Here is an 18,105-nt window from a genome sequence, read left to right on the forward strand (position 1 = left end):
GGAATGCTGCAGGCGAACGCACAGTTCCTCTCCGTGTTTCCCGGGGATGCCAATGCCAACGGTGGCTGCACCCACGTCGACTTGCTGCAAATCGGGCAATCCTATCTTTTCACGGGTCCGCCGCGGAATGCGCAGGACATCATTTGGAGCGCCCACCCTGCCCAAAGCTGGGTTGGTCAACCGGTTGGGGTCAATGCTGCGCACGCCGATTGCAACGGAGATGGTTTGGTAGACCGGTTTGATGCCTTGGCCATCGAAGCCAACTTTGGACAGCCATTTGGCGCAACGATCACCGATGTCAATTCGATTGGAACGGGAAATAATCCCACAGTCGGCATCAATCTCGTTCAGGATTCCATTTTTGTACAAGGGACGACGGTGTTGACACTCAGCATCGAGCTTGGTTCTCAGGCGAATCCGGTAGACAGCATCTATGGTTTGGCCTTGACGATCAGCTACGACCCGCAGATCGTCGACAATATCAACCTCAACTGGACGGGTGGATTTTTGGCGGATTCGATGGGCAATTCGATTCTTTTTGCTCGGGCCGATACGATTCTAGGAAAGATCTACTTGGCGGTAACCGCCACAGACCACAGCAATCGAATGGGATATGGCACCTTGGGAACGATCGGCATCGTGATGGACGACAACATCCGCGTCAATGGACGCTGGGATTTGCTGCTCGAACCCACCTATGTTTTGGGTATGACGGCTTCGGCTGCAATGGTGGGTCTTCATCCACTTGGGGATACCCTTACCGTCATTACGGCGCGCACGGATCCTTTTTCCAATGCAGTCGAAGTATATCCCAATCCGGCGAGCAATCGGTTCATCGTCCACAGCGACCTACGCATGGCGAAGGTGCTGCTCTGGGACAGTCGCGGCCGATTGGTTTTGGAACGCAAAAACTTGAATCATCAACTTGAAACATTTGATACAGCGCAACTTGCTGCAGGCTGCTACTTTCTGGAAGTGCACTCAGAAACTGGCATTCAACGCAAAAAGTTGATTCTAAACTCGAAATAAGGACTTCTACAATTAGGGTAAACACAATGAAAAAATTAGGCGTATTCACATTCTTGCTTGCAATTTGTCTCTCTTGGGCACAGGCTCAAGTCTACTACATCACGGTTTCCGGAACGGTTACAGACATCAATGGAGGTGCCCCCGTGGCCAACCACTTGGTAGATGTCGCAATTGACTCCAGCAACTTTTTTGGCTACAGCTACTTTACAACAGTGACGACCGACGCACTTGGCCAATACTCCGCAGTGGTTCCTGTGGTGATCGGTTTGAACCAAGGTACAGGTTATACTGGAACGCGTGATTGCACACCCGGCGGCTACAGTGTGGTGAATTATACATTCACCAACAATACCACCACGATTCCCAACTTGAACCATCAGATTTGCACCACAGTGCAAAACAACTGCAATTCGGCGTTCTCGGCCACATGGATTCAGGGCTCAACCAACGTGCAGTTTGCGGATCAGTCTACTGCCAGTACAGGCAATATCACGGCTTGGTCTTGGAACTTTGGCGACGGAGGGACGAGCAGCTTGCAAAACCCCAGCCACAGCTACAATGCTATGGGATCCTACGTCGTCTGTTTGGACATCACAACGTCGACGGGCTGCACCGATACGTATTGCGACTCCGTTTACGTGGGCAACAACACCGGTATTTTCTGCAATGCAACGTTGACCCCCAACGTCAATCCAGGTGGTAGCGTAACGTATTCTGTGACTGCATCCGGTTCCGGCACGATCGTCGGATATTCCTATGACTTTGGCGATGGCAGCCCGATTTTGGGCAGCGCAAATGCATCGGAAACGCATACCTACGCCGTCAGCGGCACCTATATTGCCTGTGTGGATGTCATTTTCAGCGATTCATGCATTGCGCGCAGCTGTGCAACGGTCACGACGACCGGCGCATTGGGCTGCCAAGCCGGCTTCTTCTGGTATCCTGATTCCAGCGGCAACTACAGCATCATCGTGGTCAACACTTCCGCCGGCAACAACCTGAGCTATCAGTGGACCTTTGGTGACGGTAGCTCGAGTACCCAAGCTTATCCGCAACATACCTACAGCGGCCCAGGCACATTTGTGGTTTGCGTCACGGTCACGAGCAACAATCCACAGTGTACCGACACCTATTGTGATTCCTTGGTGGTGGTCAATAAAGTCGCTACCCCATTCACCATCAACGTGATTGCCAATGGCGCAACCTCTGTGAATCCGAATCAAAATGCCGCGGCCAACGTGAGCATCTACCCCAATCCGGCGCGTGACTTCTTGCAAGTCGATGTAACATTGACTGACAACAGCAATGTTGGAATCGCGTTGATGGATGTCAGCGGAAGGGTTGTTGCCACGGAAAATGTCGGCGAATTGAACAGCGGCAAACATGGCATCCGCTTGCAGACGCAAGACTTGCCAGCCGGCCTCTACCTCGCCCGTGTGACCACCAACAACGGTCAAAGCACCCACAAGGTGATGATTGCACACTGATTTTTCCAGGAAAATCGTTTGATCCTCTGTTACAGCCTCCTCGAATTCGGGGAGGCTGTAGTTTTTAAATGAAGCGCCTCGAAACCACGTAGAAAGCCCGGTTTTGATTAGGAATTTGGCGATGCTATTCCGACATTCGCAGAAGATTGGGGAATTGGAAATCAATCGTTTGAACATGAAAAAGCATCTTATTTGGACGTTTTGGATGATCGTCTGCGGCCTTACCACAATGCAGGCACAACAGGTTAATGTTTCGGGAACGATCACCGACACCGGAACCGGCTTTGGAACGGCAAATTATCCCGTGGAAATCGTCGTGTACGATTCGATGAGCTCCAATTTGGTCCTTCAATCCACGGTCTATACGGATTCCGTCGGGGCCTACCAATTCAGCTTCCCCACGATCAATGGCCCCTTGCTCGGAAATGGTGAGGTGAATGTGCAGGATTGCAACGGAATGATACAGTCATTGCATTTTGCCTTCAACAATGGCAGCGCCAACCTCACCAACTTTGATTTCGGGATTTGTGTGCCTACTGCAGGTTGCACTGCTTCCTTCATGGCCATACCTCAAATCGGCGGAACAAACGTAGTTTTCCATGACTATTCAACGACCAACTTGGGTGCTATCGTCAACTGGGAATGGCAGTTCGGAGATGGCGACTCTGCTTTTGGTTTGAATATGCTTCACAATTACCCATCGTTTGGAACCTACCTCGCTTGCCTTACCATTACGACCAACAACGGTTGCACCGCGACCTTCTGTGATTCAGTTACCGTCGGGTCGATCAACGCCAATTGCCAAGTCACGTTGAACTACGGCGTTTTCCCTAGCGGGGCTTACGGGTTTTCTGCTGCTGCAACAGGGACCGGCATTCCGGTGAACTATTTTTATGACTTCGGGGATGGAAACACCCTGAGCAATGGCAGCGACAGCGTCCTTTACAGCTATCCCAACAATGGAAACTATTCGGCTTGTGTGACGGTAATGTTTTCCGACTCCTGCATCGCAACGGGTTGCGTCGGTGTCGTGACGCCCAATGTGGCTTGCAACGCCTCCTTTTCCGCCATTCCAGATACATCCGGTCAATATTCGTTGTTGCTGGTCAACAATTCTTGGGGTCTGGGGCTCAGCTATCAATGGGATTTCGGAGACGGTGGCACATCCAACGCGGCGTATCCATCACATACTTATGCGGGTCCCGGCACATACATGATCTGCCTTTCTGTCTGGGATTCGACCAATACCTGCACCTCAACTTTTTGTGACTCGATCACTGTCATCAACAAACTCGGCGCAGCCTTCACCATTCAGGTAGTGCCCGGCGTCTTGACTGCGGCAGCAAGTCCGGCAGAATCCTTCACCGAATGGAGCATTTTCCCCAATCCAGCGACGGACCGGATACAGGTGAAGGTGATGATGGAGCGTGCAGGAGCTTTAAGATGCAAGATTCTAGATCTGTCGGGCCGAATCATGGCATCCGAAGATGCAGGAATTCAATCACGCGGGGCACATCACTTCAATTTGGATGTAGCCGGATTCGCTCCGGGAATCTACTTGTTGCAGGTGCAGACTGGAATGGGCTCAAGTACCCAAAAGCTTGTAGTAGCCCATTGACGAAGAACGGATTCGCAGAAAAAACGATTGAAAACGCCTGAAAAAGCGGAGTAGCCACGCCTTTTGCATAGCTTTGCAGGGATTGTTGTTGGTAAAAATTCCGTTTGGTTATGAAAGCCGTCTCCTTAGTATTGGATCGTCTCATTGCAAATCCTTCGATTGAGCAGGTAAGGGGCAAGCTCACGCTCGTGACCGAAGACCGGAGCAAAATCATTTTGGAGCTCAAATCCAAGCAAATCAAAACGGTCTTTGGGCCATTTGGTGACACCGATTTGAACGCCTTGGTCAAAAGGGAAGTCATCGTGTTTGTGCGCCCGGGTGAGGAAGCCTATGTCTTTGACGTGAAATACATGCCACGCGAAAAGAATGCTGCACCAAAGTCACCCTCCACACGTGCTTCAGGCACGCGCGAGCCCAAGCAAGACCTGACCAAAAAAGGTCCGCTGGTAAAATGGAAAAAATTCGCTGAGGCCCGCATGATCGGTGAACCAGTGAAACTGACCAGCATGGTGAAGGGCTTCGACATCGAAATGCCTTTCCTCGAAGCGATGCTCAAACATATCGAAGTTGTCTCTGGTCAAAATACCAAAGTGATTTCCTACCTCGACTTCCGCAAAGTCTTTCACTTCATGAGCAGTCCGGCTTACAGGGTCTTTGAGGGAGAATATGACAGCGGAAAGCATAGGAGTTGAGTTTGAATCCAACCAAAATTTCTATTAAATTTGCGGAGAATTGGGATCGTAACGGTCTCACTTTTCGCGGTTGAGGGTTGTTGGGAAGCTAAATGACGGCTACAAACCTTTCCTTGTTCATTTTTCAGTTCGGTAGTACAGAGGATTTGCCATGAAAGCAGTGAAGCAGTTTTTTTGCCTTGTAGTCCTGGTTTTGGGATTTGGATTCACCGGTGGCGTGATTGCCAACAATCTTCAGGTCTCCAATGTTGCGCTCAGCGGAACCTTGTTGTCTTTTAACGTGAGCTGGGACAACAGTTGGCGCACCATGAGCACTGCGCCGTACAATTATGACGCTGTTTGGCTGTTTGTCAAATACCGTGACTGCGGCAGCTTGCAATGGAACCACGCCCATGTCGACAGTGCAGGAGCCGCTTCGCCGCTGTTTGCAGATACCACAGCCGAGCAGACCGGTGTCATGATCTACCGTGCAGGAGACGGCGTAGGCAACATCAGCAATGTGAATGTGACCCTTCGCTTGATCGGAATTCCGCCTGGCAACTACGATTTTAATGTTTTCGGCATCGAAATGGTCTATGTACCACAAGACAGTTTCTATCTTGGCGACGGCAGCAGCACCTACACTTGGCGCGAGGGCACCAATGTCGCACAGCCTTATTACATCAATTCTGAGAGTGCGATCACAGTTGCTAACAGCGGCACGAACCTTTACGCTGCCGCACAGATTGTGGCCGGCACCATTCCTGCGCCCTACCCCAAGGGATACCGCGCATTTTATTGCATGAAATACGAGATTTCACAGGAGCAATACGTCGACTACCTCAACACGCTGACCTCCACCCAAGATGCTGCCCGGTATCAAGTAAGCGTTGCAAACCGTTATACAGTCGGTGGCACCTGGCCAATTCATACCGCAACCGCAGGCAACCGCGCGATGAATTGGATGAGCTGGGACGATTTACTCACCTACCTCGATTGGGCGGCCTTGCGTCCCATGACGGAGCTCGAATTTGAAAAAGCCTGCCGTGGGAAATCCATCTACGTTCCTGACGAATATGTCTGGGGCACGACATTTATTGTAGATGCCAATACACCGACCAATGACGGCACACCCACTGAATCGGTGAGCAACCCCATCCCGCCCGGCAATGGTATTGCCAATTACGGCAACAATACCCTTCTTGGACCGCTGCGCACAGGATTTGCAGGCTCAGGGACCACCAATCGCCTCCAACTTGGTGCTACCTATTATGGTATTTGCGAAATGAGCGGAAACATTTGGGAATACGTCATCACCGCGGGCAACGTAACAGGGCGTGCCTTTCTACCGACCAACGGTGACGGCAGCATCACACCGGTCGGCCTCTGGAACGTACCGGGCTGGGTCACAGCCGCAAGTGCGGGCATTCGCGGAGGCGGATGGTCGGCAGCTGTGGCTGACTTGCGCATCTCTGACCGCTCATTGGCGATTTACACGACCACCATTCGTGCCAACAACCAAGGTGGCAGAGGCTGCCGCTTCTAAAATAAATGCAACATCTATTGCGATATCTCCTCTTGACCATGGCGTTGCTCGCCGTGCATGGTGGGGCGTGGTCGCAATTCACCGGTGGCGCAGGCGACGGACATGTCAGCGTGATACTTGCTTCCGGCATTAACTGCGCATCTTTTTTTGGCAATCAGGCGGATGGACATGCATTTGCGGCTTTGCCCAATCCCGATCCTTGCAACAACTTTGATGGCGGCCTCGCAGATGGATCTGCGCGCGCATTGTTGGTTTCACCCGATTCCTGTGGCATGTTTGAAGGCGGACAACGCGACGGATATGGCAGCAGCATCTTCTTGAGTCCGGTCCCATGCACTGCATTTTTTGCAAGTCAGCGCGATGGACACGCCCTCGCCACCCTGCCCTGTGCTCCCTTGGCGGTGGTCACCTCCGAATTGCTCGGAGAAGTGGAAGGCAACGATGCCTATCTCTGGTGGTTTACCCATTCTGAAACGCATAACCTCGGCTTCATTGTGGAACGTAGCCGGGAGCAATTGCAATGGACCGAAATTGGCTTCCTTCCCGGACAGGCAAGCAGCAGCACCACCCGCAAATACGAACTTTGGGATCGTGACATGCACGAAGGTGTGAACTTCTACCGCTGGCGCCAAGTAGATTTGAACGGAGGATTTGCAGTTTCCAACACCGTTGCCTTGGTCAAACCGACGAAGACCGGTACAAGCCTTGTCCTCTATCCGAATCCACTTGGTCAAGGCAACAATTTGCAGCTTCATTATGAAAGTGCAGCGGCTTTGCCGTTGGACATTGCGATTGTAGATGCTTTGGGACATATCGTTCAAGCGTTTCAAATTCCCGCAACGTCTTCAACTGTCCACCATGAAATCAGCACGGATGGGATGACTGCCGGCGTATATTTCCTGACCTTGCACAATGGCCGCGAACGGTTGCACAGGCGGTTTGTGGTACAGTAATCGGTGCTCAAAAGAATATCCTTCATCGATTTTTGACGCGAACTCTACGCAGGCAAATCTCGTTTGGAGCGCATTGCTCCTGTTTGATTACCGCAGGATGCTTTGTGTTGAGCCACGAATTTTGCCCTTCGACAGCATCTACCGAATGGCAAAATTCACACGATAAAGACTGGCCAAAGGGAAATCAGATAGCAAGGGTACTCCCGCTCATCGAGGACTGAAGCCGTTCAGCGGCGACTTTGAACAGCCGCGCTGCTTTTGAGAAAGAAGGATGTCAATCCTGTTTAACTTCGGCGGATGATCAAAAAATGGCTTATTCTTTGTTTCGCGCTTGTATCGGGATCGATTTCCATCATCGCCCAAAACTTGGTTCCCAATCCCAGTTTTGAGCAGTACACATCCTGCCCCAACAGTCAAAATCAGCTGTACAAGGCAGTGCCTTGGATGAATCCATCCACAGGACTTCCCGGTACACAAACCGGAACACCCGACTACTTCAACGAATGTTCCTACATGTATGTCCCGGTTCCGCGCAACCTCTGTGGTTTTCAATGGGCACGCACGGGAAGCGGATACGCCGGAATCCACTTATGGGCCTCCAATCCCGACAGCGTCCGCGAATACATCGAGGTACCCTTGACCGCGCCGCTGACCGCAGGAGAATGCTACCACTTCGAAATGTATTTCAACCACGCCAACTATTACCAATACACCTGTGCCAATCTTGGGGTGTACTTCTCCGATACCGCTGTGACCGGGGTCAACAACTTCTTCCCCCTACCCTTCCAACCGCAGATCGTGAACCCATCAACCAACGTGGCAGATACCCTCAACTGGACCTTGATGAGCGGCGATTACATGGCTGAGGGAGGCGAAAGCTATATTATCATCGGCAATTTCGATGACGAGGCGCACACCGATACCCTTCATACCAATCCATCTGTGCCGGTCGGGGCCGCCTATATCTATATCGACGATGTTTCCCTTGTTCCCACCACGCCCTGTAATGTCACAGCGGTTCCTGCAACGGTCGAGACACAAGTGTTGTTATTCCCAAATCCAGCGCGCTCCGAGGTTCATATTGTTACTCCATCTGCCGGCAATGCACAATTCATGCTCCTTGACATTGCTGGGCGAAGCGTATTGCAAACAACATTTCAAGGCGAAGTTTCGCTGAATCTTTCAGAATTGCCCATCGGTATCTATTTCTATCGCGTGCTTTGTACAGATGGCTCGATCAAAAGTGGACGGCTGATCAAGGAATAATTTAGAAATACGCGATCGGTACCGGCAATCTTCCGGATGCGCATTTCGCAAAATGCTCAACGCAACGTCGAGAGCCACCCAGATACTACAGCCTACACCATCATCAATAATTTCATGGCGCGGTTGCTAAAGCTGGTGTAAACGTTGGAGCCTTCTTGAAATCCGGGCTCGATTGCGAGGAGGATAGCTATCGGTTTGCCTCGTCGCATAAACGCTGGGATTTCCAGGATGTGATCGTGGTCGAGGCGTTTTTTCGCATCGAGCCATTCACTGGTCCAGGTAGCTTCTGTGCTGAGGTCGGTGTTGTGGTCAAAGCTGCGCGCATTGGTTGCATCACCGATCGGCACTAAAACAAGATGCATGCGAAAATGGGAATTATTGCTTGCATGGTTAAAAATCGGACCGTATTGATTGGAAAATTGGAAATGAATGCGTTCGCCTGTGTTAGATACTGTTGGGCAGCATTCTAAATTGACGATGTTTTCAAACTTGTGGAACTGGTCAAATGAAAATGTTTGCAGGCTTGGTACCAATGCATGCCAATTGAAAACACCATCGGCATAATAATCAGGATGATGGTGAAGTTGTGCTGCAATTTGTTGCGTCAGTCGGTTGTGCAGGGAGCCGTCAGAAAACGCTTTATCAAAAGGTGAAATCGCAAGCCTGAACTGTTTTGATGCGGTTGAAGCTCTCCCGAAAATACTACCTGAAGCTCTGGCTCCGGCGAAAGCCATGTCCTTCATAAACTTGTCACGGGTGAGGCTGGACTTTCGCCTTACACAAGGGTTTCCCTTGTATGTGTAATAGGTCAGGTCGTTGATTGTGCCTTGGATGAGCAATGGATTTTTGGATTTTGCCATGTTGAAATTCGGATTAAGTTATAGGATATTGCGGTTGGAAAATTTCAATTATGTCAATAGCGTTTTGATTGGATGTAGGTGCCTGGGAGTTAAATTTCTATGAAGTTTGGCATTTAAGATTTAGCTAAAGATAGTTGGGTGGTTTAGAATTGTCAATAGTGAATCTATTGTTGTATGAAGAAAAATGCCCAAAATGTTGAAAAATTTTTAAAAAATATGATACGTCCAAGGTGGTTTTTGGGGTAGCTCTGTTGATGCTGCGCGACTAATGGTTTGGTTAAAAATGTGGTCTAATGTTAAATTTTTGCATGAATTCACAATAAATTCAATACTTCTGGGGGGAGCTATGTTAGGCCTTTAGATTACGTACCCAAACTATTTCTGTATTGCCTGACGGTAGGGTTAGGAATGCCCAATGGCAAACGGGGCAATCCCGAAGTACACCCGTAGTACACCCGAAGTATACCCGAAGTATACCCGAAGTATATACGGAGTAATTACGGAGTAAACACGGAGTATATGCGGAGTATGTACGGAGTAATTGGTTGTTTTGCGGTTCGTTAAAGGGTGAATTGGGTTGAACCCTAGGCACAGCGGCTGGACATTGCAAGAATGGCCAATTTGGTTGGGATAAGCAAGTGAGGATTGAATTTAATGCTTATCGGAATGATTGCCAGTGTGTACAATACCATGTTTTCAATTTGTTCCTGGCCCGGAGGGCCTGAATTGTGATAGCCCCGTACGGCGCGGCGCACGAGGTAGGGTACATCCCTGATTTTCCGCCGCCTGCCCCGCCCGCGGCGGGGCAGGCGGCGGAAAATAGGTGTTCGGCAATCAACCATGGGCTTCGCCCACGGCTATTGTTGTTTAGGCCCTTCGGGCCATCCAAAGCACAAATCAGATAGCTACTGGCAACGTTTCGGACAAGCATATTAAATTTCTATAAGTTCCTGCATTATGCTTGTCTTCTTGGCCCATAGCTGCGTTGCTCTGAACCAAGAATCCTGCACATAATCTTGGAACTTATAGAAAAATCATTCCTTAGGCCCTTCGGGCCATCGAAAGAGCAGAACAGATTGATATCGGCAAAGGTCCGCACAAGCATATTATCTTATCACAGATAGAACAAATACCACAAAATGAAAGGGTTAAATGGTGCATTTAAGCCGCGTATAGCCCGTATTTACTCCGTGTTTACTCCGCATCGAAATCGGGAAAATGGTCAATGTGCCCGTTCGTACAGTCAAACTACCCGTTCGTCCTGCCAGGGCGCCACTTCGTCCTTTGCCGATTTTTTTGTTGTTGACTTTGTCGAATGTTGAACCATGCGTTCCGAGGACGTGCGTTCTTTTCAAATGGTTTTTTCACGTTTTATCAAATCAAATTTGTAATTGCTATGGCAAAGTACAAAAGCCTTTTTAAGGTATCCGGTGACATTGGCGATGTGAACATGTTTCAGCGCGATGGCCAAAAATTTGTGCGGGAAACAACGAGCCTGGACAAAAAACGGATTATGACCGACCCTAAGTTCAGACGCATGCGTGAGAACATGATGGAGTTTGGTGGAGCCGGAAAGGTGTCCAAAGCTCTGCGTTTTGGTCTTGCTGAGGTAGCTAAGCGGTTTGGCGACTCGCAACTTTCCTCTCGTTTGACGGGCAAGTTCAGGAAGATGGTACGTATGGCAAACGGCATCCGTGGTCAGCGGCCTGTCGAACCACTGAACAATGCCGCTCTACTTCAGGGATTCCCGCTTCACCGTGGCATCAGTTTGGAATCCGTGCTGACCTTCAGGCTGGATCCTCAGGTGAATGTTGCTCGCAATGGGGTGAGCTTGACGCTGACCAACTTTAATCCAGATGCACATTTGACGGTGCCTGCAGGTGCTAGTCATTACGTGGTTTTGCTGGTGGTGGTGGGCTTAACTGACCATATCTATGATGGGTCGATCGATGGTTACTGGCCTGTGAATGAGTTGGTGAGTGGAAAAAGCATGGTGGCACGCTCTGTGGAGTACTCGGTGAATGCCTTGGCACCGACGACCATTGTGTTGAATGCTGACTTGCCTGGATTGCCGACCATGACGGCAAACGATGCATTGGTGACGCTTGTTGGTGTAGAGTTTTACACTGAAGTGAGCAGCGTCATGTACGTTCTTGAAAGCGGGAATGCCATGAATGTTGTGGGCATCTATTGAGGTGTTGGCATTTGCTGAATTTGGTGTTTGAGAAGTGTGTATGCAACCCAGAGAATTGGCGGTATGCAGGGCTAGGATGTTTGTTGCTCTGGGTTGTTACACACTTTTTGTTGACAGTTAAACCATTATCCATTATGAAACCAAGAAAAAAAATTGATCGCTATTTTCGGGATTGCTCAGGGGTGGGAAATTATCGACATGCTGATCACAGCAAGTTGCGTGAGGCTCCATTTGGAAATGAAGATCGGAGGGAAATTGATCCACGGTTTGGGCACATGTCGGCAAAAATGTCAGAATTTGAACGCGTGCGGAAGAATGTGGCCTCATTCAACAAGGGTTTGGGAGCAATGGGTGATCAATTTGCCGATAAACAGCTCAATCAGCGTTTGATGCAGTTGTTTCTCAAGATGGGGAGGGAGGCCGATGGTTTGGTGCCTGCTTGTCGCGCTGTATCCGTGAAAGACCATGTGCCGCTGCTCGGATTTGACTTCAATGCAGCTTGGCCATTGGATCGTGATTTAGTGTCGGCATCGAGCATTGTCGTAAATAGAGCGCAAAATGTTGTGGTATTGAAGGTTAGTTGTCATGCGCCTTGGGTACCCACTTGTGGACCTAAAAGCTATCGCAGTTATGCTTTGGTGCTTGGGTTGGTACGATTGGTAGCAACAGATAATGGCAGAGCGAGCCTAGTGCCGGCTGCACTGTATCAGGCAGAGGATGGGTATGGGGGCTATGTGCAATCACAAGAGTTTAGTCTGGACTTGGAAGGCAACCGGGACCTGTTGCTTGGCTCATATGGAAGCAAAGATTTGGTGTTGAACCTGTCGTTGCCGGTATCTTGGCCAAAAACCACTGGGGATGCATTGATCGTTTTGCTTGGAATTCGATTTTTCTCAGGCGTGGAAGCGGCAGGACATCAAACCTGCCATGATCACTGCAATAAAATGGCTGTGGTGGGCGTTTTTTGAGATTGTAGTCTCCGGTACCGATCAACGACTGGACTGGTTTTGCCAAAATTGAGGGAGGATGCCCCAGAAATAAGTTTTCAATAACAACCAAACATCTGCTTGTCTTTTTGGCCCATGGCTGCGTTGCTTGAAACGGTCGTCCCGAGGTCGGGACGACCGTTTCGAGCGCCATGGGATGATCTAAAAATCCGGCGCATCATCATCGATTTTTTAAAAATATATTCGTTGGCCTAGGCACCCCCAACATGGACATTTCCAACAACCTGCCCTACAACCTGTCGGCCTACGATTTTATCATCACCGATTCGGTAAGCCGTGGCAACCTCGACCTGTCGCGGATGCAGCAGCTCAAAGCCGATTGGCCAGACAAGAACTTCATTTTCCTTTTCCATACCACCAAGGACGGCCTTCCCCGTGGCACCAACCAATTCCTGCACGAAGTCGATGTGCTGGTGAACGTCAAGGACGGCGTGGCCACCGCAGACGGGCGGTTCGGCCCTGGTACCATGGACGTTCGCTTCAATTGAGTACCACACATCTATAATAGTGTAACAACATGGACAGCAAGATCATCCGAATCGTTCAAGGCGACCCTGCCGACCCGAAATCAACCCGCGACCTCTCCCATGTCACAGCAGAAGAGCTTGACCACATCCGCATGAGCTGCGAAGCCGGGCGGCTTGAGGCCGAAACCTACCTTGCAATGGACAATGCCGAACTCAAGGCCACATTGGAGCGGAATATCGAGATCATCAGCGAGGCGGGCCTTGGAGTGCCAAGTGCCGTTCCTGTGGTGGACAAGGTCGTTCGGCAATACCTTCGGACGCGCTACCGTGTCAGTGGTTCGCTGCTTTGCAAGATCGGCAAGGCCCGTGATGGCTCGATCAAGGGTATCACCCCCTTGGAGTACGAACATTTGGTCACGTCCCTCCAAGCCGGTTACCGCGAGGCCGAGGTATGCTGCGCCTTTTCCAAGGAGCAGCTTTTTGAAGCATTTGGCAATGTCAGGCAGATCAGGGATCGGCTGGGGTTGGGGTTTGAGAATCCCTATTCTGAGCATTTTGGGGACTATTTTGAGTTTTTTCAGGAACGGGCTGAGGTGCTTTGGGATTTGTTGTGGCGGGTGAATTTGCCTCAATTTCGCTTTTGGCGGCTTGGAGGTGAAACTCATAACAAAAGCCCCTTGTCGGGGCTTTTGAAGAGTTGCCAATTCTGGAATAAAATTATTTTGCATCTCTCAAAACAGGCGAAAAAAAGGTTTTAGAATGAGGGACTGGAATCTAAACTGCTAACTAACGGACTAAATCTCCTTCACCGCTCAATCATTCACCCTAGGGATCGAAACCTTCAGAGTTGGTTAATCCTTGAAATCAGTTTTGTCGTTGGGGAGACTGATACCACAGCCTGCACCAGTCAGGGGTCCAGCAGTGCCACTACAAGTCCAATTGTTGTTTTGATTTTGTGACCAAACTCCTGAACATTCCCTGTAACAACAATTGCTGAAATACAACCTCATACCTGCAAGAATTGGGTAATCCGATGGAACGAGGATTCCTGAACCTTGGAACAAAATCGTTTGCTGCTGACCACCTTTCTCGGTTTCTTCCGTAGTAGTCGTCGCAGCAATAACCGCTTTCCCCTGTGGGTGAGACAGCTGTGCTGAAACTGCATTTTGCCCAATCACAAGGAACAAAGCAAAGCCAACCAAAAATGAGAATTTCTTAATTTTTGACATAGCAGTAAAAATTAGACTAACTTGCTTACTCTATTCAGGGGTTTTTCGGCATCCACCCTTGTCAGCTCTGAGAAGTTGCGTTCTCTCTAGGTGACAATTCGAATTTGAGAGGATTTTTTCCTGAGTGCCTCTAACAAATTTTCTGTTGAAAATACCGTGAACCAATCGCGTTTTATAAATGTACGAGGGAAAGGCACTTTACAGATCGTCGTATTCAACGATTCGCCTCGAACAAAAACGAACAAAAATGGAATATCGGCAGGACCGTTTGGGCAAATGTGTTTGAAAAAATTCTAACGAAGAGGCAGTATCTGTTCTTGAATCAGAGGACTATAACCCCAAAAAGGTTACCTTCGAAAGAGTGAATCGAAACTTGCTAACGAAAGTTCCGATTCAGCATTTGTCGCCACCCTATACCTAGAAGTGCTATGCGAGGTACCAATTTATATAAAGGAATGCGCGCACTGGACGTTAACGAAACCCAGGGCTTTCTCGATTTGGTTAAGCTTTGGGCACCGTTTGGGGCCGATTGGCGACTGTTCCTCGAATACTTTGTAAAAACTGTAGTCAAGAATGACGCTGGAACCCATGAGTCTTTTCTTAAGGCTTGGAACGGATACTGCGTGACCAATAAAGCAGATTTTCATAACCAGTACGAATTCCTTCCACGTCCGAAGGCTACCCAAGATCGATGTGACGACAAATGGCTGCGAGGAATCCTTTCACAGTTGGAATCGTGGCTACTTCAATTTCGGGTGATCCTGCGACTGCGAGCATCAGGGCTCTATAAGGAATTCAAAGGGAAAAGGAGGCCCATGATCGTGGACTTTCAAGAGTATCTTTTTCAGAATGCTGGAATAGGGCATCCGACAAGTCTTTTCGTCACATCGTTTGCAATAGAGGGATTCGAGAAACCTCCACGTCGGGATGCTGAATTTTTCAAACAGTGGGGTGGATGGGACGCGATTGCCGCCGAAGCGTTAGAAGCAATCCTCCGTGATTCGGAAGCGAAAATGAGAGAGTTTCTTTCAGTGGCGAAGGTTGGTGGCCAGGAATTGGTTCGGATGTTGAACAAAATGACAGACATCGAACGGAAAGAATTCCTTTGGTTCCTTGCGAGGCCAAATCAGAACTCGGATATCCTAGGTCTTGTGAATACTTTGTTGTCTGAAGCGGTAGACGGCAAGGCCATAGGAGAAATCGAACTCATTCGTCGATGGCGTTCCAAGAAGGAACCAAATTCAAAGCACGTCACGCACCTCCACGAAACCTTCGATGATGCGACATCGAAATTGCGCGAATACATAGCATTCGTGGAGTCCCAAAGGAACCAAGCAAGTGTAGCAGTCAATACAATCATGGCCATCAATCAACGTGGGTGGTATGAGTTTTTCGAATTGCAGCTTGAAAGAACTGGTAGTGTTCTCGAAAATCTTGCCAAGGATGATCGCTATTGGCTTTACAAACTACAGGTTGAGGAAACATATTTGACATACGCACTTTCTGCGCAGCGTAGATATGATCGCACGGCAATCCAAGAAGCCATCACGTTTGCGGACAATTACTATTTCATTCTAAGACTTCAATTAGCATGTGCAGCGAAAACCAAAACCAGATCGTTGGAGATGAATCCAGGAGGATTTACTCAACACCGTTATCCCCGTAATTCGGAAAAACCCAAACAACCTTCCAAAATTGGCGAAGGTCTACGAACTGGCATATGACATGCTCGTGAACAACGGAGATCGAAATCGATTCATGATGCTACTTCGTGAAGTGGAGAAAGAATCTGTTCAAATCCCCCAAGACATCAAGCGGGATTTCTATACCTACCTTATCAACGTCGGCCTTCGGCAACTCAACCCAGGAAATCTTGAGTATTTGGTTGAAATTGAACAAATCTACCGTTCCACGATGAAGAGCGGAGATTTGCTCAGGAATAGGAAAATCCAAGGAGACCACCTCAAAAATCATCATCACTGTTTACTCGCTATGGTCAAGTCACTTGCGAAAGAGCTTTGATTCTTATAAGGATAAGATTGATTCTAGCCAGAATTCCTTTGTTTACGAATACTTAGTTTATATGTGACTACTTCAGCGGGATTCATCGAAATGGCGAAAATGAGTTCCACCAACTTAGAAATGGCTTCCAAGCAATCATCGACAATTCCGAGGATGTTTTGAACGTGATTGATGCATCGATTTTTCAATGGCGAATAAGTTATGAAGTCGGAGATTGGGAATTTATAAAAGGTGATAAGAGTCGATTCAGCATGCATTTGAAACGATTGACTTCTTTGCCAAAAGCATATCTAGAGAACGGTATCACAATTTCAGGCGGTATTTGGTTTCTTTGGCCTTTACAAGAGAAAGAAAATCGAGGCAATCCAAAGTAGCCGCACCTAAAAGATCAGCGAGTGAAATTCATCAACCTTATTGCCGATGCCGGCTCTCAACAAAAAGAACTCCAATCGGGGGAAAATACCGTTAGTTACAGCTGGCTAGAGGAAGAAATGCAAAACTTAATCGACCAAGCTAAAGCCTTTAACCAAACAACAGTTTGGAAATAGCATCAGAGCTTTACCAATCGAATTGCGCGCGCCGAATGAAGAACGTCTTGCACCATGTAGACCCCAGGGGTGAAACTGGAAATATCCAATTCAAACTGAGAAAGTGCAGGTATGGAAAACTCACGCACAACCGCTCCGGACAAACTCAGAATCCGAAATTGGCCGTTTGAGCAAGGTTGTTGTGAATTTACGCATAGTTCGGTAGCCGGGTTGGGCCCAAGTGTGAATTTCGGCATTTGCGTCGAATGATCACCATTACGACTCCAGGAAACTGCTTGCTTGTTGCCATAAGTTGCCAATAACTGATCTTGAATCAATAATGACGACAATTGCGAGGCCTCCACCATCGCCTCCATCATCGCTAATCGATCCTCAAGGTGAGGAGTGATATGCAAATCCACGTCTGCGACATTGTTACAGGGTGATAAGGGTAGCGGGACAACAATTTTTGCATTCGGAAGTTGGGCATCCTCTTTTGTGGTCAGATATGAATGTCTGCCTTGGCTTGTTCCAAACGTGATTCTGACATCCGGCAAAACGGTTTGTCTAGCTGAACAATGCCAAGATATTCTTCATCAAAGGGCTTCCGAGGACAACTCAAAACGAATTCTGATGATACGATCTTTGCCATCCAATGAATCGAAAATGATTTGATACCTATGACCTTCAACCACATTTGAGGTAAATGGATTGCTATCAGGTGAAGGGAATCCTGTACCGGTCGAATTCTGAGCAATGGCAACATTCTGAATCAAGGAAAGCATGAGAATGAGGGCCATCCCAAATGAAGTGGAGAGTGCCTTCTTCTTAAACAGAAGGATCAAAATGTGCTTTGATTGTACTTTGGGTATGAAGCGAGAATTTACGGATAGCATTCACTTAGCAGGACAATTTGAATCTTGAAACTTCATTGCATGTCGAGTAAGATAATGGGAAAAATGAACATTCGCAAGCAATTTTATTTTTTTTCGCTCTGGAATGGCCCAACCTCGATTTTGGTGTGTCTTTTATCAAAAAAGCCCTCTCGCTAACGATTTGTTGGGAATCATCGTGTTTCCATCAAGTTCCTGATGAAAACCATCTCGTTTCATACGGAACTGTTGGGATTCGTCGAAGTAAAACAAATTCGCTTCATCTTGGGGAAGGAATGTTTGCCGCATTGCTCGCCGTCGAATTCGATTCCATCATCCCGAGATGTATTTGGCTTC

Annotated in this window: 17 protein-coding genes; 14 read left to right on the forward strand and 3 right to left on the reverse strand. The window is 48.6% G+C overall.

Going from position 1 to position 18,105, the window contains the following annotated elements; genetic code table 11:
* The first annotated feature begins 3 nt into the window (after positions 1–3).
* The 7 genes from IPN95_17430 to IPN95_17460 all read left to right on the forward strand — a co-directional run bounded on the left by IPN95_17430 (position 4) and on the right by IPN95_17460 (position 8,570).
* The gene (locus IPN95_17430) at positions 4–1,029 is read left to right on the forward strand and encodes a T9SS type A sorting domain-containing protein (GenBank protein MBK9451150.1); all 1,026 of its coding nucleotides are present in this window, start codon (positions 4–6) and stop codon (positions 1,027–1,029) included.
* 26 nt (positions 1,030–1,055) lie between these two features.
* Entirely contained in the window at positions 1,056–2,516 is a 1,461-nt protein-coding gene (locus IPN95_17435) for a PKD domain-containing protein (GenBank protein MBK9451151.1), read from the forward strand.
* 175 nt (positions 2,517–2,691) lie between these two features.
* The gene (locus IPN95_17440) at positions 2,692–4,134 is read left to right on the forward strand and encodes a PKD domain-containing protein (GenBank protein MBK9451152.1); all 1,443 of its coding nucleotides are present in this window, start codon (positions 2,692–2,694) and stop codon (positions 4,132–4,134) included.
* Positions 4,135–4,244: 110 nt separating this feature from the next.
* Positions 4,245–4,826 carry a hypothetical protein gene (locus IPN95_17445; protein MBK9451153.1) on the forward strand — a complete coding sequence of 194 codons (582 nt, stop codon included), beginning with the start codon at positions 4,245–4,247 and terminating at the stop codon, positions 4,824–4,826.
* Between the two features lie 151 nt (positions 4,827–4,977).
* Positions 4,978–6,351 carry an SUMF1/EgtB/PvdO family nonheme iron enzyme gene (locus tag IPN95_17450; GenBank protein MBK9451154.1) on the forward strand — a complete coding sequence of 458 codons (1,374 nt, stop codon included), beginning with the start codon at positions 4,978–4,980 and terminating at the stop codon, positions 6,349–6,351.
* A 5-nt stretch (positions 6,352–6,356) separates the two neighbouring features.
* The gene (locus tag IPN95_17455; GenBank protein ID MBK9451155.1) at positions 6,357–7,304 is read left to right on the forward strand and encodes a T9SS type A sorting domain-containing protein; all 948 of its coding nucleotides are present in this window, start codon (positions 6,357–6,359) and stop codon (positions 7,302–7,304) included.
* A 297-nt stretch (positions 7,305–7,601) separates the two neighbouring features.
* Positions 7,602–8,570 carry a T9SS type A sorting domain-containing protein gene (locus IPN95_17460; protein ID MBK9451156.1) on the forward strand — a complete coding sequence of 323 codons (969 nt, stop codon included), beginning with the start codon at positions 7,602–7,604 and terminating at the stop codon, positions 8,568–8,570.
* A 92-nt stretch (positions 8,571–8,662) separates the two neighbouring features.
* Here the strand turns inward: IPN95_17460 and IPN95_17465 are convergent, their stop codons facing one another.
* Positions 8,663–9,430 carry a hypothetical protein gene (locus IPN95_17465; GenBank protein ID MBK9451157.1) on the reverse strand — a complete coding sequence of 256 codons (768 nt, stop codon included), beginning with the start codon at positions 9,428–9,430 and terminating at the stop codon, positions 8,663–8,665.
* 1,396 nt (positions 9,431–10,826) lie between these two features.
* On the opposite strand from IPN95_17465, the gene IPN95_17470 reads away from it, so the two are divergent.
* From IPN95_17470 to IPN95_17485, 4 genes are all read left to right on the forward strand, one after another.
* The gene (locus IPN95_17470; GenBank protein ID MBK9451158.1) at positions 10,827–11,624 is read left to right on the forward strand and encodes a hypothetical protein; all 798 of its coding nucleotides are present in this window, start codon (positions 10,827–10,829) and stop codon (positions 11,622–11,624) included.
* 134 nt (positions 11,625–11,758) lie between these two features.
* Positions 11,759–12,592 carry a hypothetical protein gene (locus IPN95_17475; protein ID MBK9451159.1) on the forward strand — a complete coding sequence of 278 codons (834 nt, stop codon included), beginning with the start codon at positions 11,759–11,761 and terminating at the stop codon, positions 12,590–12,592.
* A gap of 245 nt (positions 12,593–12,837) precedes the next feature.
* Entirely contained in the window at positions 12,838–13,119 is a 282-nt protein-coding gene (locus tag IPN95_17480; GenBank protein MBK9451160.1) for a hypothetical protein, read from the forward strand.
* Between the two features lie 29 nt (positions 13,120–13,148).
* Positions 13,149–13,856 carry a hypothetical protein gene (locus IPN95_17485; protein ID MBK9451161.1) on the forward strand — a complete coding sequence of 236 codons (708 nt, stop codon included), beginning with the start codon at positions 13,149–13,151 and terminating at the stop codon, positions 13,854–13,856.
* Between the two features lie 93 nt (positions 13,857–13,949).
* Here IPN95_17485 and IPN95_17490 read toward each other — a convergent pair whose 3' ends face one another.
* On the reverse strand, positions 13,950–14,327 hold the full coding sequence (locus tag IPN95_17490) for a hypothetical protein (protein MBK9451162.1): 378 nt from the start codon (positions 14,325–14,327) through the stop codon (positions 13,950–13,952).
* 455 nt (positions 14,328–14,782) lie between these two features.
* Between IPN95_17490 and IPN95_17495 the strand changes: the two genes are divergently transcribed.
* The 3 genes from IPN95_17495 (at position 14,783) to IPN95_17505 (ending at position 16,897) form a co-directional block, all read left to right on the forward strand.
* Positions 14,783–16,051: a hypothetical protein gene (locus IPN95_17495; protein MBK9451163.1), complete on the forward strand. Its 1,269-nt coding sequence runs from the start codon at positions 14,783–14,785 to the stop codon at positions 16,049–16,051.
* 34 nt (positions 16,052–16,085) lie between these two features.
* On the forward strand, positions 16,086–16,349 hold the full coding sequence (locus IPN95_17500; GenBank protein MBK9451164.1) for a hypothetical protein: 264 nt from the start codon (positions 16,086–16,088) through the stop codon (positions 16,347–16,349).
* Between the two features lie 395 nt (positions 16,350–16,744).
* The gene (locus IPN95_17505; protein MBK9451165.1) at positions 16,745–16,897 is read left to right on the forward strand and encodes a hypothetical protein; all 153 of its coding nucleotides are present in this window, start codon (positions 16,745–16,747) and stop codon (positions 16,895–16,897) included.
* 2 nt (positions 16,898–16,899) lie between these two features.
* Here the strand turns inward: IPN95_17505 and IPN95_17510 are convergent, their stop codons facing one another.
* Positions 16,900–17,298, reverse strand: a complete 399-nt coding sequence (locus IPN95_17510) for a T9SS type A sorting domain-containing protein (protein MBK9451166.1) — start codon at positions 17,296–17,298, stop codon at positions 16,900–16,902.
* Positions 17,299–18,105: the final 807 nt, after the last annotated feature.

Source organism: Bacteroidota bacterium, from assembly GCA_016718825.1.
Classification (GTDB): domain Bacteria; phylum Bacteroidota; class Bacteroidia; order J057; family JADKCL01; genus JADKCL01.